Origin of the sequence: Croceicoccus naphthovorans, from assembly GCF_001028705.1 — a bacterium.
GTDB classification, from domain to species: domain Bacteria; phylum Pseudomonadota; class Alphaproteobacteria; order Sphingomonadales; family Sphingomonadaceae; genus Croceicoccus; species Croceicoccus naphthovorans.
Map to the genome: position 1 here is coordinate 2,770,400 of NZ_CP011770.1, position 23,831 is coordinate 2,794,230.

Annotated in this window: 25 protein-coding genes; 12 read left to right on the forward strand and 13 right to left on the reverse strand. The window is 63.8% G+C overall.

Annotation, left to right across the window (positions count from 1 at the left end; translation table 11 throughout):
• Nucleotides 1-35: 35 nt before the first annotated feature.
• The 6 genes from gatB to rpsU all read right to left on the reverse strand — a co-directional run bounded on the left by gatB (nt 36) and on the right by rpsU (nt 5,411).
• Nucleotides 36-1,529, reverse strand: a complete 1,494-nt coding sequence (gene gatB / locus AB433_RS13845) for an Asp-tRNA(Asn)/Glu-tRNA(Gln) amidotransferase subunit GatB (protein ID WP_047821792.1) — start codon at nt 1,527-1,529, stop codon at nt 36-38.
• 54 nt (nt 1,530-1,583) lie between these two features.
• Nucleotides 1,584-2,714 carry an acyltransferase family protein gene (locus tag AB433_RS13850; RefSeq protein WP_169749364.1) on the reverse strand — a complete coding sequence of 377 codons (1,131 nt, stop codon included), beginning with the start codon at nt 2,712-2,714 and terminating at the stop codon, nt 1,584-1,586.
• Nucleotides 2,708-4,192, reverse strand: coding sequence for an Asp-tRNA(Asn)/Glu-tRNA(Gln) amidotransferase subunit GatA (gene gatA / locus AB433_RS13855; protein ID WP_047821796.1), 1,485 nt, complete (start codon nt 4,190-4,192; stop codon nt 2,708-2,710). The genes AB433_RS13850 and gatA overlap by 7 nt, the downstream gene beginning before the upstream one ends.
• A gap of 1 nt (nt 4,193) precedes the next feature.
• Nucleotides 4,194-4,496: an Asp-tRNA(Asn)/Glu-tRNA(Gln) amidotransferase subunit GatC gene (gene gatC / locus AB433_RS13860; RefSeq protein WP_047821798.1), complete on the reverse strand. Its 303-nt coding sequence runs from the start codon at nt 4,494-4,496 to the stop codon at nt 4,194-4,196.
• Between the two features lie 72 nt (nt 4,497-4,568).
• Nucleotides 4,569-5,096 (reverse strand): FKBP-type peptidyl-prolyl cis-trans isomerase, encoded by a 528-nt coding sequence (locus AB433_RS13865; protein WP_047821801.1) that lies wholly within the window; start codon nt 5,094-5,096, stop codon nt 4,569-4,571.
• A 108-nt stretch (nt 5,097-5,204) separates the two neighbouring features.
• Nucleotides 5,205-5,411 carry a 30S ribosomal protein S21 gene (gene rpsU, locus AB433_RS13870; RefSeq protein WP_047821803.1) on the reverse strand — a complete coding sequence of 69 codons (207 nt, stop codon included), beginning with the start codon at nt 5,409-5,411 and terminating at the stop codon, nt 5,205-5,207.
• 248 nt (nt 5,412-5,659) lie between these two features.
• On the opposite strand from rpsU, the gene crcB reads away from it, so the two are divergent.
• The 6 genes from crcB to AB433_RS13900 are packed head-to-tail and all read left to right on the forward strand — an operon-like array spanning nt 5,660 to nt 9,516.
• Nucleotides 5,660-6,067: a fluoride efflux transporter CrcB gene (crcB, locus tag AB433_RS13875; RefSeq protein ID WP_047821805.1), complete on the forward strand. Its 408-nt coding sequence runs from the start codon at nt 5,660-5,662 to the stop codon at nt 6,065-6,067.
• Nucleotides 6,064-7,233, forward strand: a complete 1,170-nt coding sequence (locus tag AB433_RS13880; RefSeq protein WP_047821807.1) for an RluA family pseudouridine synthase — start codon at nt 6,064-6,066, stop codon at nt 7,231-7,233. The genes crcB and AB433_RS13880 overlap by 4 nt, the downstream gene beginning before the upstream one ends.
• Nucleotides 7,233-7,889 (forward strand): HAD-IA family hydrolase, encoded by a 657-nt coding sequence (locus AB433_RS13885; protein ID WP_047821809.1) that lies wholly within the window; start codon nt 7,233-7,235, stop codon nt 7,887-7,889. The genes AB433_RS13880 and AB433_RS13885 overlap by 1 nt, the downstream gene beginning before the upstream one ends.
• Nucleotides 7,886-8,140 (forward strand): hypothetical protein, encoded by a 255-nt coding sequence (locus AB433_RS13890; protein ID WP_047821811.1) that lies wholly within the window; start codon nt 7,886-7,888, stop codon nt 8,138-8,140. Before AB433_RS13885 ends, AB433_RS13890 begins: the two co-directional genes overlap by 4 nt.
• Entirely contained in the window at nt 8,119-8,841 is a 723-nt protein-coding gene (locus AB433_RS13895) for an ATP12 family chaperone protein (RefSeq protein ID WP_245626668.1), read from the forward strand. The genes AB433_RS13890 and AB433_RS13895 overlap by 22 nt, the downstream gene beginning before the upstream one ends.
• A 60-nt stretch (nt 8,842-8,901) precedes the next feature.
• On the forward strand, nt 8,902-9,516 hold the full coding sequence (locus AB433_RS13900; RefSeq protein WP_047821815.1) for a flavodoxin family protein: 615 nt from the start codon (nt 8,902-8,904) through the stop codon (nt 9,514-9,516).
• Between the two features lie 12 nt (nt 9,517-9,528).
• Here AB433_RS13900 and AB433_RS13905 read toward each other — a convergent pair whose 3' ends face one another.
• The 4 genes from AB433_RS13905 to AB433_RS13920 are packed head-to-tail and all read right to left on the reverse strand — an operon-like array spanning nt 9,529 to nt 13,090.
• Nucleotides 9,529-10,125 carry an ABC-type transport auxiliary lipoprotein family protein gene (locus tag AB433_RS13905; RefSeq protein WP_156170831.1) on the reverse strand — a complete coding sequence of 199 codons (597 nt, stop codon included), beginning with the start codon at nt 10,123-10,125 and terminating at the stop codon, nt 9,529-9,531.
• 14 nt (nt 10,126-10,139) lie between these two features.
• Nucleotides 10,140-11,078, reverse strand: a complete 939-nt coding sequence (locus AB433_RS13910) for an MlaD family protein (protein ID WP_047821819.1) — start codon at nt 11,076-11,078, stop codon at nt 10,140-10,142.
• Nucleotides 11,079-11,087: 9 nt separating this feature from the next.
• Nucleotides 11,088-11,984, reverse strand: a complete 897-nt coding sequence (locus AB433_RS13915) for an ABC transporter ATP-binding protein (RefSeq protein ID WP_082134942.1) — start codon at nt 11,982-11,984, stop codon at nt 11,088-11,090.
• Nucleotides 11,984-13,090 carry an ABC transporter permease gene (locus AB433_RS13920; RefSeq protein ID WP_047821821.1) on the reverse strand — a complete coding sequence of 369 codons (1,107 nt, stop codon included), beginning with the start codon at nt 13,088-13,090 and terminating at the stop codon, nt 11,984-11,986. Before AB433_RS13920 ends, AB433_RS13915 begins: the two co-directional genes overlap by 1 nt.
• 127 nt (nt 13,091-13,217) lie before the next feature.
• Between AB433_RS13920 and AB433_RS13925 the strand changes: the two genes are divergently transcribed.
• From AB433_RS13925 to AB433_RS13950, 6 genes are all read left to right on the forward strand, one after another.
• The gene (locus AB433_RS13925; protein WP_047824149.1) at nt 13,218-15,947 is read left to right on the forward strand and encodes a valine--tRNA ligase; all 2,730 of its coding nucleotides are present in this window, start codon (nt 13,218-13,220) and stop codon (nt 15,945-15,947) included.
• Nucleotides 15,948-15,956: 9 nt separating this feature from the next.
• Nucleotides 15,957-16,691, forward strand: coding sequence for a 7-carboxy-7-deazaguanine synthase QueE (locus tag AB433_RS13930; protein ID WP_047821823.1), 735 nt, complete (start codon nt 15,957-15,959; stop codon nt 16,689-16,691).
• On the forward strand, nt 16,688-18,130 hold the full coding sequence (locus AB433_RS13935) for an MATE family efflux transporter (protein WP_047821825.1): 1,443 nt from the start codon (nt 16,688-16,690) through the stop codon (nt 18,128-18,130). The genes AB433_RS13930 and AB433_RS13935 overlap by 4 nt, the downstream gene beginning before the upstream one ends.
• 65 nt (nt 18,131-18,195) lie before the next feature.
• Nucleotides 18,196-18,840, forward strand: coding sequence for a hypothetical protein (locus AB433_RS20615; RefSeq protein ID WP_156170832.1), 645 nt, complete (start codon nt 18,196-18,198; stop codon nt 18,838-18,840).
• A gap of 95 nt (nt 18,841-18,935) precedes the next feature.
• Nucleotides 18,936-19,265: an ArsR/SmtB family transcription factor gene (locus AB433_RS13945; RefSeq protein WP_179944983.1), complete on the forward strand. Its 330-nt coding sequence runs from the start codon at nt 18,936-18,938 to the stop codon at nt 19,263-19,265.
• Between the two features lie 2 nt (nt 19,266-19,267).
• Complete coding sequence (locus AB433_RS13950) at nt 19,268-19,801, forward strand: SRPBCC family protein (protein WP_218916953.1); 534 nt, start codon at nt 19,268-19,270, stop codon at nt 19,799-19,801.
• A 146-nt stretch (nt 19,802-19,947) separates the two neighbouring features.
• On the opposite strand, the gene AB433_RS13955 is transcribed toward AB433_RS13950, so the two are convergent.
• From AB433_RS13955 to AB433_RS13965, 3 genes are all read right to left on the reverse strand, one after another.
• Complete coding sequence (locus AB433_RS13955) at nt 19,948-22,026, reverse strand: ATP-binding protein (protein ID WP_245626669.1); 2,079 nt, start codon at nt 22,024-22,026, stop codon at nt 19,948-19,950.
• Between the two features lie 105 nt (nt 22,027-22,131).
• Entirely contained in the window at nt 22,132-22,902 is a 771-nt protein-coding gene (locus tag AB433_RS13960) for a TIGR02186 family protein (RefSeq protein ID WP_047821830.1), read from the reverse strand.
• Nucleotides 22,902-23,819 (reverse strand): sulfite exporter TauE/SafE family protein, encoded by a 918-nt coding sequence (locus AB433_RS13965; protein ID WP_047824156.1) that lies wholly within the window; start codon nt 23,817-23,819, stop codon nt 22,902-22,904. Before AB433_RS13965 ends, AB433_RS13960 begins: the two co-directional genes overlap by 1 nt.
• Between the last annotated feature and the right edge of the window lie 12 nt (nt 23,820-23,831).

Sequence of the window (23,831 nt, forward strand, 5' to 3'; positions counted from 1 at the left end):
CTCCCGCCGTCCTTTCGCATTCCGTGCCGGACCAATCAGCCCAGCTTCTGCTTCAACACCTCGTTCACCACCTGCGGGTTGCCCTGCCCGCGCATGGCCTTCATCGTCTGGCCGACGAAAAAGCCGAACAGCTTGCCCTTGCCGCCCTTGTATTCGGCGACCTTGTCGGCGTTGTTGGCCAGAACCTCGTCGATCACCGCTTCGATTGCGCCAGTGTCGCTGGTCTGCTTCAAACCTTCCGCCTCGGCGATTTCTTCCGGGTCGCGGCCCGACTTCAGGACATGCTCGAACACTTCCTTGGCCTGTCCGCCGGAAACCGAACCGTCCGCCACCATGGCAAGGATCGCGGCCTGCGACGCGGTCGTGGCGTGCTCGATCTTGCCCTCGTCACCCACGGCGTTGATCACGCCCGGCGCGACGGAAAGCGACCAGTTGGCTACCTGCGTCGCGACGTCCTTTTCAGACTTGCCCAGTTTCTGCGCGGTCGCGGCCAGCAGGTCCTCGAACCGGGCATAGGTCTCAACCTCTGCGGTCAGCTGGCCCGCGTTGTACGGGGTCAGGCCCAGATCGGTCTCGTACCGGTGCCGCTTGGCATCGGGCAGTTCGGGCAAGGACGCACGGCAATCGGCGATGAAATCATCGTCCAGTTCCAGCGGCAGCAGGTCAGGATCGGGGAAATAGCGATAGTCGTGCGCGTCTTCCTTCGACCGCATCGTGCGCGTCGTGCCGCTGTCGGGATCGAACAGGCGTGTTTCCTGATCGACCGAGCCGCCCGATTCCAGCACGTCGACCTGCCGATTCGCCTCGTACTCGATAACCTGCATGATAAAGCGAACGGAGTTCACGTTCTTGGTCTCGGTCCGGGTGCCGAACTCGTCACCCGCCTTGCGCACACTGACGTTGACGTCGGCGCGCATCGAACCTTCTTCCATGTTCCCGTCGCACGAACCGACATAGCGCAGGATCGAACGCAGCTTGCGCACATAGGCCCCGGCTTCTGCGGGGGAACGCATGTCGGGCTTCGACACGATCTCCATCAGCGCAACGCCGCTACGGTTAAGATCGACATAGGACATCGTCGGGTGCTGATCGTGCATCAACTTGCCTGCGTCCTGTTCTACGTGGATGCGCTCGATCCCGATCCGCTTGGTGTTTTCCGGATTTTTGTCGTCGAGACTGATTTCCAGATGCCCCTCGCCCACCAGCGGGTGATAAAGCTGGCTTATCTGATACCCCTGCGGCAGGTCGGCGTAGAAATAGTTCTTTCGGTCGAACCGGCTCCACTGGTTGATCTGCGCATCGATCGCCATGCCGGTACGCACCGCCTGCCTGATGCATTCGCGGTTCGGCACGGGCAGCATCCCCGGCATCGCGGCATCGACAAGGGAAACCTGCGTGTTCGGCTCTGCCCCGAATGCGGTCGCGGCGCCGGAAAACAGCTTGGCGTTGGAGGTGACCTGCGCGTGGACTTCGAGGCCGATCACAACCTCCCATTCGCCCGTCGCGCCCTGAATCGTGTAAGTGCTCATGGATAAGCCGATAGAACGCCGCCGCGCCCGCGCCAAGGGGCTAGATCGCCGCGCTCATATTGTGGGGGCGACCCGTTCCGCACCGGGCGCCCCCCAACGCGCGGCCCACCGCTTCGACCACTTGCGCCCCGGTTCCTCAATCAAGGCATAGGTCAGCGCCGATACGCCGACGACCAGCGCAAGATAGCCTAGCAGAACCGCGGTCTGCCCCCCTTCGGGCAGGATCAGCCGCGCCAGGATCGGATCGGCCCCGCCGCGCCCGGTTGCAAACCCGGCCATCAGCGCGAGATGGCCGGTCAGGCCCAACAAAAACGGGTGCGTAAGGTAGATCGAGTAGGACCACCGCCCCAGCGCCATCATGGGCCGCGTGGCAAGCATCCGCGACAAGGGCCCGGCATCACGCGCGAAAACAAGCACGAGTGCGGCAAAGGGAAAGACCACCAGCCAACGCAGGGTTCCAATCTGCTCAGCCCAGATCAAAAACCCGATCGCGATTGCGACAGTCGCTCCTTCAGCAAGCCCGGCGGGCAGACGCGCGCCGAAACCTTTGCGAAACAGGACGAAGGTGCCCGCGCCCAGCGTGAACCCGCAAATTCCGCGCTGTACATTCGTGCTCCATACCGGAACCTGCCACCCGGACAGCAGCGATGCCATCGCGGCCACCGCCAGCACACCGGCAATGGCGATGCCCAGCCGCCCCCGCCCCATCAAAATCGCCGCCCCGGCATAAAGCAGCAGTTCGACCGAGATCGACCAGCTTTGCCCGTTGTAATAGTTGGTGCGGGTGAGCGCATAGCCATCAAGCAGCAAGATCGCGCGAAACAGATCCGTCAGGTCGCGCCCGTCTGCAAAGGCCGGACGCATGATCGCAACCGCCGCGACCAGATAGGCACCGACCATCACGATATGGAGCGGATAGACCCGGCCAAGCCGCAGCGCCGCAAACCGGGATCGCGAAAAGCCTTGCGCCAGCCGGTCGCCATAGCTGGCCGCGATGACGAAGCCGCTCAGCACGAAAAAGAAGTCGACGAAAAGATAGCCCGACCGGGCCAGCGCCGAGTTCCCCACCGGGCCAAGACCGGGCAGGTGAAACAGCACCACGCCCACCGCCGCGAGCCCTCGCAGCGAATCGAGCGCGACGAACCGGTGCGGCTGCGCCGTCCCGGTCGGCCTGCGTGTTACCACCAACGCTCCGGCTTGGCGGTGAACCCGGCGCGCTGTTCGATCGCGAGGCCTGCGTTCAGCACGCCCTGCTCGTCGAAAGCCTTGCCGATGATCTGCAAGCCAAGCGGCAGCCCTTCGCTGTTCAGGCCCGCCGGAACGCTCATCGCCGGAAGGCCTGCAAGACTGGCAGGCACGGCAAAGACGTCGTTCAGGTACATCGACAGCGGATCGCTGGTCTTGTCGCCCAGCGCGAAGGCTGCGCTGGGGCAAGTCGGCGCGAGGATCACGTCACACTGGGTAAACGCATGTTCGAAATCGCGAGCGATCAGGGCACGGACCTTCTGCGCCTGATTGTAATAGGCGTCGTAGAACCCGGCGCTCAGCACGTAAGTACCGATCATGATGCGGCGTTTTACTTCCGGCCCGAAACCGTCGGCCCGAGTCGCGGCGTACATGTCCTGAAGCCCGGCGCCTTCGGGCAGGTCGCGCAAGCCGTAGCGCACACCGTCATAGCGGGCGAGGTTCGACGAAGCCTCTGCCGGAGCGATAATGTAATAGGCGGGCAGCGCGTATTTCGTATGCGGCAGCGAGATGTCGACGACCTCTGCGCCTGCGTCCTTGAGCCAAGCGATGCCGTCGTCCCAGCTTTTGGCGATCTCGGCGTCCATCCCGTCCATGCGGTATTCGCGCGGGATGCCGACTTTCTTGCCTTTCAGGTCGGCGTTCAGACCCGCTTCCCATTCGGGCACCGGCATGTTCAGGCTGGTGGCATCCTTCGGGTCGAAGCCCGCCATCGATTCCAGCATGATCGCACAGTCGGTCACGTCGCGCGCCATCGGCCCTGCCTGATCGAGGCTGGAGGCAAAGGCTACCACGCCCCAGCGCGAGCAGCGACCATAGGTCGGCTTGATGCCGGTAATGCCGGTGAACGCCGCAGGCTGGCGGATCGAGCCGCCGGTATCGGTGCCGGTCGCCGCCGGGCAAAGCCGCGCCGAAACCGCCGCCGAAGAACCGCCCGAAGACCCGCCGGGGGCGAGTGAAGCATTGTCGCCGCCACCACGTTTCCACGGGCTGATCACGTTGCCGAAATAGCTGGTCTCGTTCGACGAGCCCATCGCGAACTGATCAAGGTTCAACTTGCCAAGCATGCCCGCGCCCGCGTTCCACAGGTTCTGCGAAACGGTCGATTCGTACTGCGGCGTAAAGCCCTCGAGGATGTGGCTGGCCGCGGTGGTCTGCACGCCTGCGGTGGCGAACAGGTCCTTCATGCCGATCGGCACGCCGCCCATCTTGCCCAAGGCTTCGCCCTTGGCGCGCTTGGCGTCGGTGGCCTCCGCCGCCTCGATCGCCTTTTCCGGCGTCGCGACGATAAAGGCGTTCAGGGCGCCAGCAGCGGCGACATTGGCGTTGAACGCCTCTGCCACTTCGACGGCGGTGAAGGTGCCATCGGCCACGCCCTTGCGGATCGCGGCGACGGTGAGTTCGGTCAGGTCGGTCATATTATTCGATCACCTTGGGCACGCCGAAAAAGCCGTGTTCGGCAGCAGGCGCATTGGCCAGCACCTTGTCGCGCACACCGCCGCCGGTCAGCGGGTCGGCATCGACGACATCGTCGCGCAGGCGCAAGGTGTTGGGGATGACTGCGGTCATCGGCTCTACGCCGGTGCAGTCGACCTCGCCCAGCTGTTCTACCCAGCCGAGGATCTGGTTCAGTTCGGGGACCATCGCGTCCACCTCTGCATCCGTCATGCGGATGCGGGCGAGCGATGCGATCTTGGCGACCGTTGCTTTATCGACAGACATGGCGCGCGGGTTAGCTTTGCCGCGCGCGCTTGCCAAGCGGTGCGATGCACCGCCGGGGCAGATTCTGTCGAATTATTCGGCCGGAGCGCTTTCAGGGGCAGCACCCGGAGCACCGGGACCGCCCGGCATCATGCCCATCTGCTGCATCTGGCGCTGCATTTCCTCGATTTCGGCCTGCGTACGAAAATCGATCAGCTCGACCGTAAAGGTCAGGTCGCTGTTCGCCGGAATCGTGCCGCGCGCTTCGCTGCCATAGCCAAGATCGGACGGGATGAAGATTTCGTACCGCCCGCCCTTCTGCATCTGGACAAGGGCCTGCGAGAACCCCGGAACCACGCCGTTGACCGGGAACGGCACGCGCTCACCCGAATCGAAGACGGTGCCGTCGGCAAGGCGGCCTTCGTAGTTCACCAGAACCACGTCTTCCATCGCCGGACTGGATCCGGTGCCGGCGGACAGCGTTTCGACCGTCACGCCCTTGTACCCGGTGGCCCATGCGGCACCGGCGGCCAGCAGGATCGCCACGACAACACCCAGCCAAAGCTTGCCCAAAATGCCCTTGCCGATGGGCTGGAGCGGAACGCGGGTGACTTCGGCCATGATGATCCTCTTAAGTAACGGGCAGCAAAAAGGGCGCCCGATCGCTCAGGCGCCCCTTTGGCTTAAGCAGACGGGCGCGGCAAGTGCCTTTGCGCCCCTTACGCAGACTTAGCGCGAACCGTCGCGTTCCATCCGCTTGCGCTCCAGCTTGCGGGCGCGCCGAACGGCGGCGGCCTTTTCACGCGCGCGCTTTTCGCTCGGTTTTTCATAGTGGCGGCGCAGCTTCATTTCGCGGTACACCCCCTCACGCTGCAGCTTTTTCTTAAGCGCGCGGAGAGCCTGGTCTACATTGTTTTCGCGAACCATGATTTGCATAAAGTGCCACTACCTCAATTTCGTTTGTCGCCGCGCGGAAATCGATGCGAACCGCAACAGCGCGATGAATTCGTCAGAATACAAGAACGCCGAATCCCCCGACGGATGTCGAGCGATCGGCCATAACCGGCGGCGCCGCTACCAGCGCAGAACGCCAAATGCAAGCCGGACGGTCATTTTCGATGTTGCCCATATACCACAGACAGGGCCTCTTTCGCAAATCGCGACTGCCCGCTAGGGGGACGGACATGGCCCAGCCCACCACTCTTGTCGCCACCTCGCTCGTCGCCCTTGGCGGTGGGACGGGTGCCGTGCTGCGTTACCACCTTGGCCGCGCGGTCGGCGCGCTGTTCCCGACGGCGGCGCTGGCCTTCCCTTATGCGACGCTGACCGCGAATGTCGTCGGCAGTCTGTGTATGGGCCTTTTGGCCGGATGGCTGGCCCGGTATGGCTCTGCAGAGGCGGAGGGCTGGCGACTGTTGCTGGGCGTCGGGCTGCTCGGCGGGTTCACGACTTTCTCCTCGTTCAGCCTTGAAGTCATGTTGCTGTGGGAACGCGGCGCGCCGGGGCTGGCCGCACTTTATGCGATCGTTTCGGTCGCGGCGGGCGTGGCCGGGCTGTTCCTTGGCCTGATCGTGATGCGGATGGCGGCATGAGTAGTAACGAAGACGAAGTCCGCCAGTTCACCGTCGGTCGCGACGACGATGGCGTGCGGCTGGACCGCTGGTTCCGTCGCCACCTGCCGCAGATCGGGTTCGCCACGATCAGCCGCTGGGCGCGTACCGGGCAGGTTCGCGTCGATGGCAAGCGGGCCAAGCCCGAAGATCGCCTGACCCCCGGCCAGCAGATTCGCGTGCCCCCCGGCGGAGCCGCGCCGCACAAGACAGAGCGTCAGCGCGTCCAACTGACCGAAACCGAGCTGGAAGAGGCCGACGCGATGGTCCTTCACCGCGATCGCGCCGCCATCGTGCTGAACAAGCCGCCGGGGCTGGCGACGCAGGGCGGCACCGGGACGACGCGGCATGTCGACCGTCTGCTGGAGGCGTTCGCAGACGATGGACCAAAGCCCCGCCTCGTGCATCGGCTCGACAAGGATACCTCTGGCGTTCTGCTGACCGCCGCAACACCGGGCAGCGCAGCGTTCTTTTCCAAGCGATTCTCGGGCCGCAGCGCGAAGAAAGTCTATTGGGCGCTGGTCGTCGGCGTGCCCGAAATCTCGGCCGGCACCATCGAACTCGCATTGGCCAAACAGCCGGGCAGCGGTGGCGAAAAGATGATGCCCGACGAAAACGGCCAGCCCGCCAAAACCCGCTATCGCGTGGTCGACCGCGCGGGCAACCGCGCCGCTTGGGTCGAACTCGAACCGCTGACCGGGCGCACCCACCAGCTTCGCGTGCATATGGAGGCGATCGGCCATCCTATCGTCGGCGACGGCAAGTACGGCGGGCAGGCCGCGTTCCTGACCGGCAGCATCAGTCGCAAGATGCACCTCCACGCCCGCCGCCTGATCATCGACCATCCCGACGGCACCCCGCTGGACGTAACCGCCCCCCTGCCCGACCATTTCGCGGCAAGCATGGAACAGCTCGGCTTCGACGAGGCGATGAGCGACGCGCTGCCCGAGACCGGCCCGCCGCCGCCCACGCGCGAAGAGAAAAAGCAGGCCGCCCGCCGCCATGCCAAGGGTATCCGCAAGGAACGCCGGGGTGAGCGCCGCACCCGCACCACGGGTGCATCGCCCAAGGCCAAGAAACCCGGTAAAGCACCGTCGCGCGGGCCGAAGAAGGGCAAGGGATCACCCAAACCAAAAGGTCAGCGTTGATGGGTCGGCTGGCGATCTTCGATTGCGACGGCACACTGGTCGACGGACAGGCCAGCGTCTGCATCGCGATGGAGGACGCCTTTGCCGCGTCGAAGCTGGAGGCCCCGCCCCGCGCCATCATCCGCCGCGCGGTGGGCCTGTCGCTGCCGCAAGCAATGGCAATGCTTTTGCCCGACAGCACCTCTGAACAGCAGGAGATGCTGGCCGAGCGCTATCGCCTTGCCTTTCGCGCGCAGCGAGAGGCGGGGCTCGTCCACGAACCGCTATTCGACGGGATGAAGGATCTGCTACTGCATTTGCGCGACACTGGCTGGACGCTGGCCGTGGCGACCGGCAAGTCGGACCGCGGGCTGAACCACTGCCTTGCGCTGCACGGCATCACCGACCTGTTCGCCAGCCTGCAGACCGCCGACCGCCATCCGTCCAAGCCCGATCCCGCCATGATCGAACAGATCCTGTTCGACACCGGTATGAGCGCCGACGACGGCGTGATGATCGGGGACACGATGTTCGACATCGCGATGGCGCGGAACGCGCGGATGCCGTCGATCGGCGTTGAGTGGGGCTATCATGAACGCGCTGAACTGCTGGAGAGCGGCGCACGGGCCGTAGCGACCGACATGGCAGAGCTTCGCGCCTTGCTGGAGGGTCTATGATCGACAAGACCGACCCGTCCCAGCGTGATAGGCAGCGCGATCCGGCCTTCGCCAAGTTCATGGCGATCCAGCTGATCCGCGTTAGCGGCGTCGCGCTGTTCATCTTCGGCGTGCTCGCCGCAAGCGGCAAGGCACCGTGGCCCGATGGCCTGCCGGCTGAATGGGCATGGGCGCTGGCCCTGATCGGCGCGGGCGATGCATTTTTCATGCCTACCTTCCTTGCTCGGATGTGGAGCACGAACAACAAGTGAAGCGGTTCTGGACAGAGGTAGGCGTCGCGCCGGTCGATGGCGGCGGCTGGCAGGTGCATCTAGATTCGCGGCCGGTGAAAACGCAGGGTTTCCGCGCGCAGATCGTGCCGACCCGCGCGCTGGCAGAGGCGCTGGCCGAGGAATGGCGCGCACAGGGCGAGAAGGTCGATCCGCAGCTATTCGTGCTGCGCGACATGGTGGACTTTGCAATCGATCAGGTTGCACCCGCGCCCGATGTGCTGATCGGCTCGACCCTGCCCTACGGCGATACCGACACGCTTTGCTACCGCGCGCCGGAGGGCGATTCGCTGCGCACGCGGCAGGACGAGGCGTGGGGTCCGATCCTTGCCCCCATCGAAGCGGAGATAAGCGCGAAGTTCGCGCTGGCCGACGGGGTGATCCATGCCGAACAGCCAGAGGCGACCCGCACCGCCCTGCGCGCCCGGCTGGAGGCGCTCGACCCGTTCACGCTGACCGCCGTGCACAACATGGCCGCTATCGCCGCCTCGCTATGCGTGGCGCTGACCATGCTGGACGACGGTGCCGATACCGACGCGCTGTTCGGCGCGGCCAATCTGGAAGAAGACTGGCAGGCGATTCAATGGGGCTGGGACGGCGATGCGCTGGCGCGGCGCGATGCGAGGCTAGCCGGATTTACGCACGCCGCACGGCTGGCGCGGCTCGCCCGGTCTGAGGACTGACTGCGGGAACGGAGCGCGCTGCGAACCGCTGGTCGGGAAACGCCATCAAGGATTTCCCGCATGACCACACCCCTTACCGCCCTCGCCCTCAACTGCACGTTAAAGTCCGACACTAGCGAGCGTTCGTCGACCGACGCGATGATCCAGGTGCTGCAGAAAGAATTTTCCGAACACGACGTAACCCTGATCGACACGATCCGTGTCGCCACGCATAATGTGAAGTTCGGCGTTTCATCCGACGAAGGCGATGGTGACGACTGGCCCGCGATCCGCAAAAAAATCCTGGCCGCCGACATCCTGATTTTCGGCACGCCGATCTGGATGGGGCAGTTGAGTTCTGTCGCGAAACTCGCGCTGGAACGGATGGACGCGTTTTTGGGCGAGACCGACGACAAGGGCCGGATGCCCAGCTACGGCAAAGTCGCCGTCACCGCCATCGTCGGGAACGAGGATGGCGCGCACTGGGCCTCGGCTCAGGCGTTTCAGTCGTTGAACGATGTCGGCTGGACGATCCCGGCCGTCGCCAACTGCTATTGGGTGGGTGAGGCGATGGGATCGACCGACTTCCGCGATCTGGTGCAGGTGCCCGACAAAGTGACCGAAACCGCGAAGATGGTCGCGAGTAACGCCGCGCATCTCGCCCGCTTGCTTAAGGCAAAGACTTATCCGGGGTAAGGCTCGGTAACCCTAGCTCCCCGCAGTCACCCACTCCGCCGCCTGAAGCGCCACGGCATTGGCCGCGCGGTTCAGCGCAGGCGCGACAGATGCCGCTTCAGCCGGGACGCCATCGACCGTCGAGCCAAAGCGTTCCTGCCGCACCGATCCGTCGGGTGTGATGGCGATCGCGTCATAGACCACGCTGACGCTGGAGGTCTGCGCATCATATCCGGCCTCTATCAATCGGCCATAGACGCGGGTGCGGACCTGAACGCCGGGGTCCTCCCCCTCGATCACCAGACGACCGCTTTTCGCGCGCAGCGTTTCGGCGAGCAGGTGCTGAAACAGCCGCGCCGGACGATCGACGTAGGTCGCGTCCTTCAGATAGGCGACGCCGGTTTCGTCCACCTGCACTGGCACGCGATTGACGTCGAGCCGGTCGTCAACTTCGGGTGCAAACACGACGATGGCGTTCGTCATGTCGGTCGTCACGCCGCTGCCGGGGGCCGGAGCGTCTGTCGCGCGGAACGTGATCAGCTGTTCGGGCGCTTCGCCGCCACCGCCGATCGAGATGCACCCCGCCAGCATCAGCGCAAGCGCCACGGGGGCGGTAAGGCGCAAGACCATTGATCGTGTCTCCATCATGGCTCGTAATCCGGCAATTTGCCGCCGCCGACAAGGCTGCCGGCCCCGCCATCGTCAAGCTTTTCGGTAATGTTGCGCAGTGCGCGAGTCGTGCTGCGCAGGTCGCGGATCGCGGCCTCTGCGGCGGGCAGCGTCGATTCCGACAACTGCTGCGCGGCAGGGCGTGTATCCTTGGCCATGCCCTCCAGTTCGGTGGCGGCGCGCTCGGCGGCGGCCAGCGTCTGGCGCATCTGGTCGGCCAGCGACGACCCCTCGCCGTTGATCAACTGATCGGTCGATGCGGCAACCTTCTGGAATTCGGCCAGCGTCTCGTTCGCCTGACGCAGCGTCGCCTGCAATTCGGCCATTGTCGCATCGACGCGCGGGCTGGCATCGGCCAGTTCGCGGGTCATGCGGTCGGTATTCTGAAGAATGCCCTCGATCGACTGCTGATTCTTGTCTGACAAGAGCAGCGTCAGCCGTTCGGTCAGGGTCGCCAACCGCTCCATCAAAAGCGGCGCGTTGGCCAGCAATTCGCCCAGCCCGCTACGCTTTGTAGGGATCACCGGCACGCCCTCGGGCCCGATCTTGGTCAGCGGCGGCGCATCCTTGTCCGCGCCGTCCAGCTGGATCGTCGAAACGCCGGTAAAGCTGCCCTGAATGCTGGCCAGCGTCTGGGTCGAGACCGGCACTTCCTCGTCGATCTGAATGCGGACGCGGACAAAGCCCGGATCCTTGCTCCACAACTCGATCCGCTTCACCTGCCCCACCGGCACGCCGCTAAACGCGACTTCCGATCCGCGGGCAAGGCCGCTGACCGATTGCTTGAAGAAGATGTCGTATTCCTGCTGCGACCCTTCGTTCAGGCGCGCGATCCAGATGATGAAGGCCGCCAGCACCGCCAACAGCGCCAGCGTAACCGCCCCCACCCAAAGATGATTTGCCCGGGTTTCCATGGTTTGCGTCTATGCCCCGCCGCTTGCCGGTTTGTCCATCGCGCCATCCGCGCCCCGGTCGGTATGTTCGTAACTGGTGGCCGCGGCGCGTCCGCGCGGGCCGTTGAAATAGTCCTGAATCCACGGGTGATCGAGCGCCAGCAGTTCGGGAATGGTCCCCACGGCAATCACCTTCTTGTCGGCGATCACGGCCACCCGGTCGCATATCGCGTGCAGCGTATCGAGATCGTGCGTGATCAGAAAAACGGTAAGTCCCAGCGTGTCTGTCAGTTCCCGCGTCAGCTTGTCGAACGCCGCCGCGCCAATGGGGTCGAGGCCCGCGGTCGGCTCGTCAAGGAACAGCAGTTCGGGATCGAGCGCCAGTGCCCGCGCCACGCCCGCTCGCTTTTTCATGCCGCCCGAAAGCTCTGACGGATACTTGCTGGTCGCCTCTTCGGGCAGGCCCGACAGGCGCACCTTGTACCGCGCGATTTCCTGCCGCAGCTCTGCCGACAATTCGGGATAGAACTGCTTGAGCGGAACCTCGACATTTTCCGCCACAGTCAGCGTTGAGAACAACGCGCCGCCCTGAAACAGCACGCCCCAGCGGCTGCGGATGTCGATATCCTCGTCTTCCTCGGCATCGGTGATCGATTGGCCCAGCACGTCGATCGACCCTTCCGCCGGGATTTGCAGGCCGATGATCGAGCGCATCAGCACCGATTTACCCGTGCCCGATCCGCCGACGACCCCAAGGATTTCGCCGCGCCGCACCTTAAGGTCCAGCCCCTCGTGCACGACCTGTTCGCCGAACCGGTTGGTCAGCCCCTCGATAACGATGGGATATTCGCCGTCGAAACGGGGCGGCGTGCTGCCCGCCTCGTCCTCGGCCTCTCGGATCAGTTCTTCGGCGCGTTCCGAACCCATTACGCCCACCCGATTTCGGTGAAGAACACCGCGAAGAACGCATCGAGGACGATGACCATGAAAATCGCCTGCACCACGGCTAGTGTCGTGCGCAGGCCCACTTCCTCGGCATTGCCGGAAACCTGCATGCCCTGATAGCACCCGCTCATCGCCACGATCAGGCCGAAGACCGGAGCCTTGACCAGCCCGACATAGAGGTCGGTCATCGGCACGACTTCGCGAATACGCGACAGGAACGTCCAGAACGGAATATCCAGCGCGAAGTTCGCAATGAACGCGCCGCCGATAATGGCGATGACGGCGGAATAGAACCCCAACAGCGGCATCATCAGCACCGCCGCAAGGATGCGCGGCACGACAAGCCGCTCCATCGGCGATACGCCGATAGTGCGCATCGCATCGACTTCTTCGGTCAGCTTCATCGTGCCGATCTGCGCGGCAAAGGCGCTGCCCGAACGGCCCGCGACCATGATCGCGGTCATCAACACGCCCAGTTCGCGCATGGTCAGCCGCCCGGTCAGGTTGATCGTATAAATCTCCGCCCCGAACTGCGCGAGCTGCACCGCGCCCTGCTGCGCAATCACGATACCGATCAGAAAGCTCATCAACCCGATGATGCCCAGCGAGGAAACGCCCACCAGCTCGATCTGGCGGATCAGCGCAAGGATCGGGAAGCGACGCGGATGCCGCGCCAATGATCCGAAGGCGAGGATGATCGCGCCCATGAAGGCGACCATGTCCTTCATCCCGGTCGCCATCTCGCCGACCTTCACGCCCACCGCTTCGGGTACGCGCTCCAGCAGGCGCGGACGTTCCGGCGTGATTGCGGCGGTATTTTCCGCGCGCTTCACCGCCTCGATCAAGCGGCTGGCCTTATCGCTCGCCCCGTCTATCCGCGCGCCCAGCTCTCCAGCAGAGCGCCAGATCGTCCATGCGCCAACGGTGTCGATTTCGTGCACGTCGCTGATATCGATGGCGACCAGCGATTCGATCTCTCGCAACCGGCGGTCCAGCGGGGCGATGGAGGCAACCGTCAAAGGCCCGCTGACCCGCAGGACCGGGCCGCCCTCACCCTCGACCGTATCGAAATCCGCCCAATCGCGCATAGGCCAGCCTCATGGTCGAAAAACCGACTGGCTACAAGCATATCCGCAACGCTTGCCCCGCATTGCGGCACTTGTCCGCACGAAGGCACCTTGCCCCCGGCGTATGGCGCTGGCAAAGGCCCAAGCCATGACCGACAGCAGCGATATCGCCCCTGACAGCACCGCCGAACTGGCAAAAACCTTCGATCCCGCGTCGATAGAGGCGCGCTGGTACGCGCATTGGGAAGAAAACGGCCTGTTCCGCCCCGAACGCCCCGACGCGCAGCCGTTCACCATCGTGAACCCGCCGCCGAACGTGACCGGATCGCTGCACATCGGCCACGCGCTGGACAATACGTTGCAGGACATCGTGATCCGGTACGAACGCATGCGCGGCAAGGATGCGCTATGGGTCGTCGGCACCGACCATGCCGGCATCGCGACGCAGATGGTGGTGGAGCGTAACCTCAACTCGCAGGGCGTGAAGCGCACCGACATGAGCCGCGAGCAGTTCCTCGACCATGTCTGGGAATGGAAGGGCCAGTCGGGCGGCACGATCACCCGCCAGTTGCGGTGTCTGGGCTGTTCGATGGACTGGAGCCGAGAACAGTTCACGATGGACCCGCACTTTACCAAGGCGGTCGTGAAGGTCTTCGTCGACCTCTATAAAAAGGGCCTGATCTATCGTGACAAGCGGCTGGTGAACTGGGACCCGGCGCTGAAAACCGCGATTTCCGACCTTGAGGTGGAAACGCGCGAGGTTCAGGGCGGCTTCTGGCACTTCCGCTATCCGCTGGCGGATGGTGTTACCCTCTATAACGGGCAGGATTTTATCGAGGTCGCGACGACGCGGCCCGAAACGATGCTGGCCGATATGGCGGTGGCTGTGCATCCCGATGACGATCGCTACAAGTCGGTCATCGGAAAAGATATCCTGCAACCGATCACCGGGCGTCGCTTCAAGGTCGTGGCCGACGAACACGCCGACCCCGAACTGGGCAGCGGCGCGGTGAAGATCACGCCGGGGCACGACTTCAACGACTTCGACGTTGGCAAGCGCGCCGGCATCGCGCCGGGCGACATGTACAACATGTTCGATGGCGATGCCCGCGTTGTGCAGACCGCCGACGGGCTGATCCCGGAAAACTACCTCGGGCAAGACCGGTTCGAAGCGCGCGACATGGTCGTGGCCGAAATGAAGGCGCTGGGCTTCCTGATCCCGCATGTGACCAAGGACAAAGAAGGCAACGAGACCGAGCACGACGCCGAACCGCGCACGATCCAGACGCCCTATGGCGACCGTGGCGGCGTGGTGATCGAACCATGGCTGACCGACCAGTGGTACGTCGATGCCGAGACATTGGCGCAGCCGCCGATGCAGGCGGTGCGCGACGGGCGGATCGAGATCGTGCCCAAGACTTGGGAGAAGACGTTCTTCAACTGGATGGAGAACATTCAGCCGTGGTGTGTGTCGCGCCAATTATGGTGGGGTCACCAGATTCCGGCTTGGTACGCCGAGGACGGTGAAGTCTTCGTCGCCGAGAGCGAAGAAGAAGCGCAGAAGCTGGCAGGCGACAAGTCGCTGACCCGCGACCCCGACGTTCTCGACACGTGGTTCTCCTCCGCGCTCTGGCCTTTCGCCACGCTGGGCTGGCCCGAGAACACCGCTCTGGTGCAAAAGCACTATCCCAACGACCTGCTGATTTCCGGCTTCGACATCCTGTTCTTCTGGGATGCCCGCATGGCGATGCAGGGGATGGAGTTCATGGGGGAAGTCCCGTGGAAGAAACTCTATCTCCACGGCCTCGTCCGCGCGGCGGACGGCGCGAAGATGTCGAAGTCCAAGGGCAACGTCGTCGATCCGCTGGGCCTGATCGACCGGTACGGCGCAGACGCGCTGCGCTTCTTCATGGCGGCGATGGAAAGCCAGGGCCGCGACGTGAAGATGGATGAAAAGCGGGTCGAGGGGTATCGCAATTTCGCCACGAAGCTGTGGAACGCGGCGCGTTTCTGCCAATCGAACGGCATCGGCGCCTCGCAGACGCTGACGGCGCCTGCGGCCACGACGGCGGTCAACAAGTGGATCATCGGCGAAGTCGTCGAAACCGCCGCAGAGCTGGACAAGGCGATGGCCGACCTGCGCTTCGACGCGGCGGCAAACACGATCTACCACTTCGTCTGGGACCAATTCTGCGACTGGTACATCGAACTGGTGAAAGGCAATTTCGATCAGGAAACCAAGGCCGTCGCCGGTTGGGTGCTCGACCAGATCCTCGTCATGCTGCACCCGTTCATGCCGTTCATTACCGAGGAACTGTGGCATGCGCAGGGGCTGATTTCTGGTGAGGGGCGCCCCTACGAACTGATCGTGGCCAAGTGGCCCGCTCCCGACGCGGCTGTCGATGCGGAGGCCAAGGCCGAAGTCGAGTGGCTGATCGCCCTCACCTCCGCCCTGCGCGGCGCCAAGAACGAACTCGGCCTCGCCCCCGGCGCCAAGCTGGAGGCCTGGCTGACCAGCACCGCTGGACCGGCACACGGTATCATCGAGCGCAACTTCCCCGCGATCGACCGCGTTGCGCGTCTCTCCACCGTAAACTTCGGCGCAGCCCCAGCGGGCGCGGCAATGCAGGTCAACGTGGGCGACGACATTTTCGTCGTGCCGCTGGAAGGCCTGATCGACGTTGCGGCGGAAAAGGCCCGGCTCGAAAAAGCCAAGGCCGCGTCCGAGAAAGAAGCGAAATCGCTGGAGGGTCGCCTGTCGAACCCCAACTTCGTCGAACGCGCCAAGCCCGAAGCGGTCGAAAAGGCCCGCGCCGACCATGCCCACCACGCCGCCGAAGTCGAACGGCTGGGCGCGGCGCTGGCACGGTTGGGTTAAGGCGGCACGATGTCTCTGACGCTCGCCACTGACGATACGGGCGGGCCGGAGATTTTCGCCTCGCTACAAGGCGAAGGGGCCAGCATCGGGCGGCCCGTCGCCTTCGTGCGCTTGTCACGGTGCAACCTTGCCTGCACCTGGTGCGACACGGCCTACACATGGCACTTCGAAGGCGACAATCGCCCGCATCGCGATGGCGTGACTTTCGACCGTAAGGCCAATCAGGTCGTGCTGGACGAAGCCGACGTTGCCAAACGCATCGCAGCATTGGGTCAGAACCGCCTTGTCATCACCGGCGGCGAACCGATGCTGCAAGCCGCAGCACTGGCCAAGATGCTCGACCATCTGCCCGACATAGAGGTGGAGATCGAGACCAACGGAACGGTAAAGCCCCCCGCCCGCCTCGACGTGCGGGTGGATCAATTCAACGTCAGCCCGAAACTGGCGCATAGCGGCAACTCCGCGACCCAAGCGCTGATCCCAGACATGTTGGATTTCTGGGCCGACGACCCACGCGCCTTCCTGAAATTCGTGATCGCGGAACCCGCCGATCTGGCCGAGGCGATGGGCTTGGTCGACCGCCATCGCCACCCGAAAGACCGCGTTTACCTGATGCCAGAGGGAACCTCCGGCGATGTGCTGAGTACCCGAATGCGCTGGCTGGCCCCTCTGGCCATCCGGCACGGCGTGCGATTGACCGATCGCCAGCATATCCACCTGTTCGGAGATACCCGAGGAACATGACCCGTCCCGAGCTAAAGGGCGACCTGACGCAAGGGCCGATCCTGAAGACATTGCTGGCGTTCAGCCTGCCGACGCTGCTGACCAACCTGCTGCAATCGGTGAACGGCACGGTCAACGCGATCTGGGTGGGCAAATTGATCGGCGAGGAAGCGCTGGCCGCCACTGCAAACGCCAATATCGTGATGTTCCTGATATTCAGCGCCGCCTTCGGGTTCGGTATGGCGGGTACTGTACGCATCGGCCAACGCTATGGCGGGCGCGATCTGGATGGATCGCGGCGGACGTTCGGCACCTCGGTGGCGTTCTGCGCGCTGGTGGGTGCGTTCGTCGCTATCGTCGGTTGGCTGGCCGCCCCGGCGCTGCTGCACATGCTCGATACGCCGGGCGCAGCCTATGGGCTGGCGCTCACCTACTTACGCGTGATCTTCATTTCGATGCCGTTCGGGATCGTGACCATCGTCATCGCGATGAGCCTGCGCGGCACGGGCGACGCGCGCACGCCGCTGATCTTCATGGCGCTGTCGGTGGCGATAGACGTGATGCTGAACCCGCTGCTGATCACCGGAGCCGGGCCGTTGCCGGAAATGGGGATCGCCGGGTCGGCCATGTCGACGCTGAGCGCAAACCTGATCAGCCTGCTGGCCCTGCTGGCCTTCATCTATCGCCGTGATCTACCTTTGCGGTTGCGCGGGGCGGAACTGGGGTATCTTTTGCCGAAGCGGGAGGAACTGTCGTTCATCCTCGCCAAAGGCCTACCCATGGGCGCGCAGATGCTTGTCGTTTCGGCGGCCGGCATCATTGTCGTCGGCCTTGTGAACCGAGAGGGGCTGGTTGCCGCCGCCGCCTACGGCGCGGCGATGCAGTTGTTCACCTATGTCCAGATGCCCGCCATGGCGATCAGCGCGGCGGTCAGCGCGATGGCCGCGCAATATATCGGCGCGGGCAAGATGGGGGAGCTGGATCAGGTAACACGCTCCGGATCGATGCTGAACGCGGGCCTGACCGGCGCAATCACTGTCCTCGTGCTGGTATTCGACCGTCCAGCGCTAGGGCTGTTCCTCGAACCCGGGGGTGCGGCGCTGGAACTGGCGCGGCATATCCAATACCTCTCGGCGTGGAGCTTTATCCTGTTCGGCGTGATGATGGTCTATACCGGCACGCTGCGTGCAGGGGGCGTGGTGTGGCGTCCGCTTTTGGTAATGGCGATCGCGCTCTATCCGGCGCGCCTTGGTTTCTATGCGGTTGCCTACCCCTTGATCGGGGCCGATGCGATCTGGCTGTCGTTCCCGGTCGGGTCGTTCGTTTCGCTGGTGCTGGCCTATGGACTCTATCGCTTCGGCAACTGGCGCGACAAGGCACAGGCGGTTGCGCGCGGCCTTGCCGCCGAACAGGCGACCGCCGATGCAGAGCCGACCGGCAGGCCGCAGCCGACGATTTGACGGCCGCCGCTGGCCGTTTGCACGCCCGTCCGCTACACTTTGATTGCGAAAGCAGGGGTAAGCGAATGGGTTTTTGGTCACGCTATATCGCGATAGCACTGATATCTTTGGGTCCGTCGTCTTGCACGAGCAATGTTTCTGCCGACCCGCGCGCCTGCGAGGTAGTCGGTTCTTATCTAGGCTTAATTCTTCGAGATACGCCAGAACCGGAATTCCGGTTCGCGCCGGATCTAGAGGGTCCGATCCGGGCATGGGATGATTTTTCAATCGACGAAGATCGTGAACTAAAGCGCCGATGGATAGAGTATGCGCGAGAGCCTTGGATAGAGATTGCTGATCAGATGGTCTGGGGACGGCTCAAGGCACCACTACAAATCAGCCCGAGTGAGAAGACTGGTGCTGATGTTGTGACATTGATTGCAATTCGCGAGCGCGCCGGGCCACCGAATGCGTTTTCGGCATGTAAAAATCTGCAGCGGGTTGTACAAACGAAGCCGGGCAACCCCGCCAAACCTGTTTTGCGAATTTACCTTCCGGCCTTGTCCGACGATGGCAAGAGCGCCTTGATGATCGTCAGTCAGGAATGGTCCCAACAGCCATCGATAAATGACGAAACCAGCGGGCTTGTAGGTGGCTTCATCGTAAAGCTGACCCGAGACGCTGATCAGGAGTGGCGTGCGAAAGCCATGCAACAACTCTGGATGCCATAAACCCAGCGTCGAGAATAGCATCTAATGTCGTCGAAAATCGTAAGGCATTAAACCAATCGGTTGAATATTTGCGCAACGCGCCTATGTTAAACCACATGGTTGAACAAAATCTCGACAGCACTTTCGCCGCTCTTGCCGATCCTACCCGTCGCGCGATGCTCTCTGCGCTCGCGCTGGGCGAAAAGTCGGTGGGGGAGCTGGCCGAACCGTACGCCATGTCTTTCGCAGGGGCGGCCAAGCATGTCGCAATCCTCGAACGCGCTGGTCTGGTCCAACGGCGCAAGGAAGGGCGTCAGAGCCTGTGCCGGCTGCGCGCGGCGCGGTTGAAACAGGCCAGCGACTGGCTGGGCCAATGGGAAGCTTTCTGGAACGGCAAGCTCGACGCACTCGGCGCCGCGCTGGCCAACGACGCCGAAGGAGAATGACGATGCAAGAAGTCATGCCACAAGACGAGATTACGCCGAACGAACTCCGCCTCGAACGCGTATTCGACGCGCCTATCGAGAAAGTCTGGCGCTATCTGGTAGAGCCGGATCTGCGTGCGAAATGGCTCATGGCAGGCCCGACCGATCTGCGCGTCGGCGGCGATTTCGGCCTGACGATGCAGCACGACAACCTGTCGGACGACGACGTGCCGACGCCTGAGAAGTATCAGGGGATGATCGGTACGAGCTGGGCCGAAAAGATCGTCGCCATCGATCCGCCCCGCCTGCTGAAGTTCGGTTGGGACGGCGGCGAGGCTGGACAAGTCACCTTCGCGCTGAACGAGGAAGCCGGCGGCAAGACCCGCCTGATCCTCACCCACATCGGCCTGCGCGGCCGTGACGATGCGGTGAACTTCGGCAGCGGCTGGACGTCGCACCTCACAGTTCTGGAACGCCGGTTACAAGGGGAACGGGTGCCAAACTTCTGGGCGGTCCATGCCGAAGCGGAGGCGAAGATCGACGCTGCTCTGGGCTAAATTATCAGCCGAGCAGTTGCGCGGCCCCACCCATTTCAAACAAACCTTTCAGGCCCGCACCCCGGGGCGCGAAGCGACACCCGCAGGCGCGAACGCGCGCCCGAGCTTATGCGGGCGCTTGAGGGACTAAGCAGACTACAGCGGCATCACCGATGCTGCGCCCGCCAGCGCGTCACGATACGTTCGACGGCTTCTTCCTCGCCGCCGGTCTCGTTCCACAACTCGCTGAAGCTCGGGTCTTCCGACGCCGGGCGTTTGCGTTCTTCAAGATCGTCAAACGTCACGCGCATCGGAATCGCCGTGCCTTCGCCGCAGACGATGCATTCGCGGTTGCGCAGCGCCGGGATGGTGTCGAGGAAGCCCCGCGCGCCTTCGGGCATGGCGGCCTTCACGAAATCCTGGTCGCGTTCGTTGTTGAGGCGCATCGACAGGATCGTGCCACACTGGGATAGCACGCCTTCGGCCAAGTCGGACGGACGCTGCGTGATCAGACCCAGCGAAATGCCGTACTTACGGCCTTCCTTGGCGATGCGTGACAGGATGCGACCCACCGACGACTTGTCGGCATTCTTCTCGTTCGGGACGTAGCGGTGCGCCTCCTCGCAGACGAGCAGAATCGGACGCGTCTTTTCATCGCGGCCCCAGATCGCGAAGTCGAACACCATGCGGCTCAGCAAGGCGACCACGGTGCTGGTGATTTCGGACGGCACGCCCGACACGTCGACGATGGAGATCGGCGTACCGTTGCCCGGCATGCGGAACACGCGCTGGATCACTTCCTGCATCGTGTCGGCCACCAGCATCCCGCTGAACATGAATTGGTAGCGCGGGTCGGCCTTGATCTCCTCGATCTTGGTCTTCACGCGCAGGAACGGGGCCGTATTGGTCGCCTTGTCCAGCTTGCCCATCTCGTCCTGAATAGCGTTCGTCAGGTCGGACAGCAGGTAGGGAATCGGCGAATCCACCGTCAGACGGCTCATCTGTTCGGCCATGCGGTTCTTCGACCGGGCTTTCAGCAGGCACTTCGACAGGATGTCCATATCGGCCTGCCGGTCGGTGCCCTGGTTGGTGACGAAAACCTCGCAATGCTCTTCGAAGTTCATCAGCCAGTACGGCACCTTCAGGTTGCCGACGTCGAGGATCTGGCCGGTGCCCCGGAACGCGGACGAATATTCGCCGTGGGGGTCGATCATGACGATGTGGCCGTCAGGAGCTGATTCGACGATGCGGTGCAGGATCAGCGCAGCGCTGGTCGATTTACCGGTACCGGTCGAGCCGAGCAGGGCGAAGTGTTTGCCCAGCATGGCGTCGATATAGAGACCGGCGCGGATGTCCTTGGTCGGAAAGACCTTGCCGATCTGGATGTTGGAGCGCCCGTCAGACGCATAGACCTGCGCAAGGTCGGCGTTGGTCGCGGCGAAGACCTCTGCGCCGGGCACCGGGTAATGGGTGATACCACGCGTGAAATTGCGGATGCGACCGGTCAACTTCTCTTCGGATCCTTCGCCGAGAAAGTCGATTTCTGCCACGATCTCGCCCGTCTGGCGGTCGAGCGTCTGGGTACGGACCGATGCAAGCAGCCAGACCTGCCCGACGCGGACCTTGATCTGCGAACCGACCAGACCGGCAAGGCGGACCGAGGGATCGGATTCCTGCGCGCATTCGGCAAGGCGCGCGGGGCTGAGCACGGCGCGCGAGGACGAACCCGCGATCTGCAGCACTTCGCCGATAGGGCGATGGGCAGAGGTCTTGCGGCTCTCGGGGGCCTCTTCTTCCTCGGGCTCTGGCTCAGGCTCATCGATCTGCGCAACCGGCTTGGGCGAAGGTGGATCGAATGCGGGCGGCTGCGGTGGGGCGATGGGGCGCGACGGCGCATCGGCCTCGGTCGGGGCGAGGTCGAGCGGCGGACGCGGCGGTTCGATCGGGCGCTGCGGCGCTTCGGCGCGCGGCTCAGGCCTCGGCGGTGTAGCCCATTCGTCAGCGGCGGATTGCTCCTCCGCTTCGAACTCTGCGCTTGGCGGCGCGGGCGGCTGGGTCCAGTCGCGGCCCGGAGGCGATGGCGGCTGGGTGCTGGGCGTCGGCACGTCGGGCGGCGAGGCGAACCGCGATTCGCCCTGCGGTTCCGGCGGTACCGTGTCGAAGTCGGAGATCGAGCGCCGTTGATCCGGGCTGACCCGCTCGAACGGACGTCGGAAGGGATGGCCGCCCCGGTTCATGTCGTTCATTACGCGCGCGCCTCTTTTCCATGCAGCAGGTTGATGCGCAGCCATCTTAGAACGACAGGGTTAACGACGGGCTAAGATCGGCGGACGGCGCCCCCCGCCGGACCGCTAATTGGGCGAGAACAGCCTGCCCGCGATCCAGCCCATCGCGATGGAAAGCATGACGGCGACAATACCGTAGAGGAACGGCTGTTGCAGGCTCCACACCTCGATCCCGCGCTCGAACCCGCGCTTCTCGACCACGACCTCGCTGGTGGCGGAGGCGACGACCCGCCCGTTGCGTATCGCGAATGTCTCGGCCGTGTAGAGCCCGGTCACAACGCTGGACGGCAAAGAGATGCGCGCGTTGTAGAGGACGCCCTTGTTGATCCCGACCCCATCGTCGTTCTGCTGGTACAGTCCGGTAGCGACTCTTTTGTCGACCAGCCCTTCGGCAAAATGGTCCTGCTCATCCTGCCCCATCGCGCCGATTGGGGACAGTTGCAGCCAATCGAGCCCAAATTCGTAAATAGCCCGCGTCTTCTCATCCACGATCTGGTCCAGCGGACGCGACGAGGCCAGCGCATAGAACGCCGGGGCCGAGCGGAAAGAGGCGCTGTCGGCGTTGACCCACATGCCCAGCCGCCGCTGCTTTTCGCGCATGGTGATCGCCTGGCTCGGCCCTTTCAGCACGACGACGATGTCGTAATCGGCAACGTCGCTGGCCCGCACGCCGTCGGGCGGCAGGATAGCGCCGTAAAGCAGCAGGTCGGCCCCGGTGAACCCGGTGCGCACGACGACCTCGTGCTGCGAAATTTCAGGCACCAGCACCGGATCGCGCGCCGCCGTAGAGCAAGCGAGGATCGCGCCAAGAAACAAGAGCCTGAGCGCGCGGGGCATCACAACGGCACCACCGTAAAGATTTCCTCTGGCCGATAAGTCAGCCCGACCGCCATACGAGCCGCGATCAACAGGACCAGCATCGCCAGCACGAAACGCAGCAATTCGGGCCGTACGTCGGCGGCGAACCGCGCGCCGATCTGGGCACCGGTCACCGAACCCAGCAACAACAGCGCCGCCAGCACCACATCGACCGCATTGGTGGTCAACGCGTGCATCATCGTCGTGGCGATCGTCGTGAACAGAATCTGGAACAGCGACGTGCCGACGACGACATTCGCGCTCATGCCCAGAACATAGAGCATCGCGGGCACCAGCAGAAATCCGCCGCCGATGCCCATCAGCATCGTCAATATCCCGACCGCCATGCCCAGCAACAGCGGCGCAAGCGGCGAGATATACAGGCCCGAGCGATAAAACCGCCAGCGCAGCGGCAGGTTCGCCACCAACGGGTGGTGCCGCCGCTGAGATGGAGTCTTGCCCAGCTTGGCCAGCCGCCCGCCGAAGACCTCGGGAATCGCCTCACGCGCCATGATCACGCCAACGCTGCCCAGTACGACGACATAGAGCACGCTGATCGCCACATCGATCTGGCCCAGCGCGGTCAGCAGGCGAAACAGCAACGCGCCGATGCCGGTACCGATCACGCCGCCCGCAACCATCACGCCGCCGATCTGAAAATCAATCCCGCCGCGTTTATGCTGATAGATCGCGCCCGAAACGCTGGCCCCCGTCACCTGCGTAGCCGCCGATGCCGCCGCAACCGTCGGCGGAACACCGTAAAAGATCAGCAATGGCGTCGTCAAAAACCCGCCACCCACGCCAAACATGCCCGACAGCAAGCCGGTCAAACCGCCCAACAGGACGATGACAAGGCCGTTTACCGACAGGTTGGCGATGGGGAGATATACGTCCATGGCTTCAACCGT

Bases quoted from the DNA above. Each gene is read 5' to 3' on its own strand.
- gatB (WP_047821792.1), bottom strand. From the start codon at position 1,529: ATGAGCACTTACACGATTCAGGGCGCGACGGGCGAATGGGAGGTTGTG.
- gatA (WP_047821796.1), bottom strand. From the start codon at position 4,192: ATGACCGACCTGACCGAACTCACCGTCGCCGCGATCCGCAAGGGCGTG.
- gatC (WP_047821798.1), bottom strand. From the start codon at position 4,496: ATGTCTGTCGATAAAGCAACGGTCGCCAAGATCGCATCGCTCGCCCGC.
- AB433_RS13865 (WP_047821801.1), bottom strand. From the start codon at position 5,096: ATGGCCGAAGTCACCCGCGTTCCGCTCCAGCCCATCGGCAAGGGCATT.
- rpsU (WP_047821803.1), bottom strand. From the start codon at position 5,411: ATGCAAATCATGGTTCGCGAAAACAATGTAGACCAGGCTCTCCGCGCG.
- crcB (WP_047821805.1), top strand. From the start codon at position 5,660: ATGGCCCAGCCCACCACTCTTGTCGCCACCTCGCTCGTCGCCCTTGGC.
- AB433_RS13880 (WP_047821807.1), top strand. From the start codon at position 6,064: ATGAGTAGTAACGAAGACGAAGTCCGCCAGTTCACCGTCGGTCGCGAC.
- AB433_RS13885 (WP_047821809.1), top strand. From the start codon at position 7,233: ATGGGTCGGCTGGCGATCTTCGATTGCGACGGCACACTGGTCGACGGA.
- AB433_RS13890 (WP_047821811.1), top strand. From the start codon at position 7,886: ATGATCGACAAGACCGACCCGTCCCAGCGTGATAGGCAGCGCGATCCG.
- AB433_RS13900 (WP_047821815.1), top strand. From the start codon at position 8,902: ATGACCACACCCCTTACCGCCCTCGCCCTCAACTGCACGTTAAAGTCC.
- AB433_RS13905 (WP_156170831.1), bottom strand. From the start codon at position 10,125: ATGGTCTTGCGCCTTACCGCCCCCGTGGCGCTTGCGCTGATGCTGGCG.
- AB433_RS13910 (WP_047821819.1), bottom strand. From the start codon at position 11,078: ATGGAAACCCGGGCAAATCATCTTTGGGTGGGGGCGGTTACGCTGGCG.
- AB433_RS13915 (WP_082134942.1), bottom strand. From the start codon at position 11,984: ATGGGTTCGGAACGCGCCGAAGAACTGATCCGAGAGGCCGAGGACGAG.
- AB433_RS13920 (WP_047821821.1), bottom strand. From the start codon at position 13,090: ATGCGCGATTGGGCGGATTTCGATACGGTCGAGGGTGAGGGCGGCCCG.
- AB433_RS13925 (WP_047824149.1), top strand. From the start codon at position 13,218: ATGACCGACAGCAGCGATATCGCCCCTGACAGCACCGCCGAACTGGCA.
- AB433_RS13930 (WP_047821823.1), top strand. From the start codon at position 15,957: ATGTCTCTGACGCTCGCCACTGACGATACGGGCGGGCCGGAGATTTTC.
- AB433_RS13935 (WP_047821825.1), top strand. From the start codon at position 16,688: ATGACCCGTCCCGAGCTAAAGGGCGACCTGACGCAAGGGCCGATCCTG.
- AB433_RS20615 (WP_156170832.1), top strand. From the start codon at position 18,196: ATGGGTTTTTGGTCACGCTATATCGCGATAGCACTGATATCTTTGGGT.
- AB433_RS13945 (WP_179944983.1), top strand. From the start codon at position 18,936: ATGGTTGAACAAAATCTCGACAGCACTTTCGCCGCTCTTGCCGATCCT.
- AB433_RS13950 (WP_218916953.1), top strand. From the start codon at position 19,268: ATGCAAGAAGTCATGCCACAAGACGAGATTACGCCGAACGAACTCCGC.
- AB433_RS13955 (WP_245626669.1), bottom strand. From the start codon at position 22,026: ATGAACGACATGAACCGGGGCGGCCATCCCTTCCGACGTCCGTTCGAG.
- AB433_RS13960 (WP_047821830.1), bottom strand. From the start codon at position 22,902: ATGCCCCGCGCGCTCAGGCTCTTGTTTCTTGGCGCGATCCTCGCTTGC.
- AB433_RS13965 (WP_047824156.1), bottom strand. From the start codon at position 23,819: ATGGACGTATATCTCCCCATCGCCAACCTGTCGGTAAACGGCCTTGTC.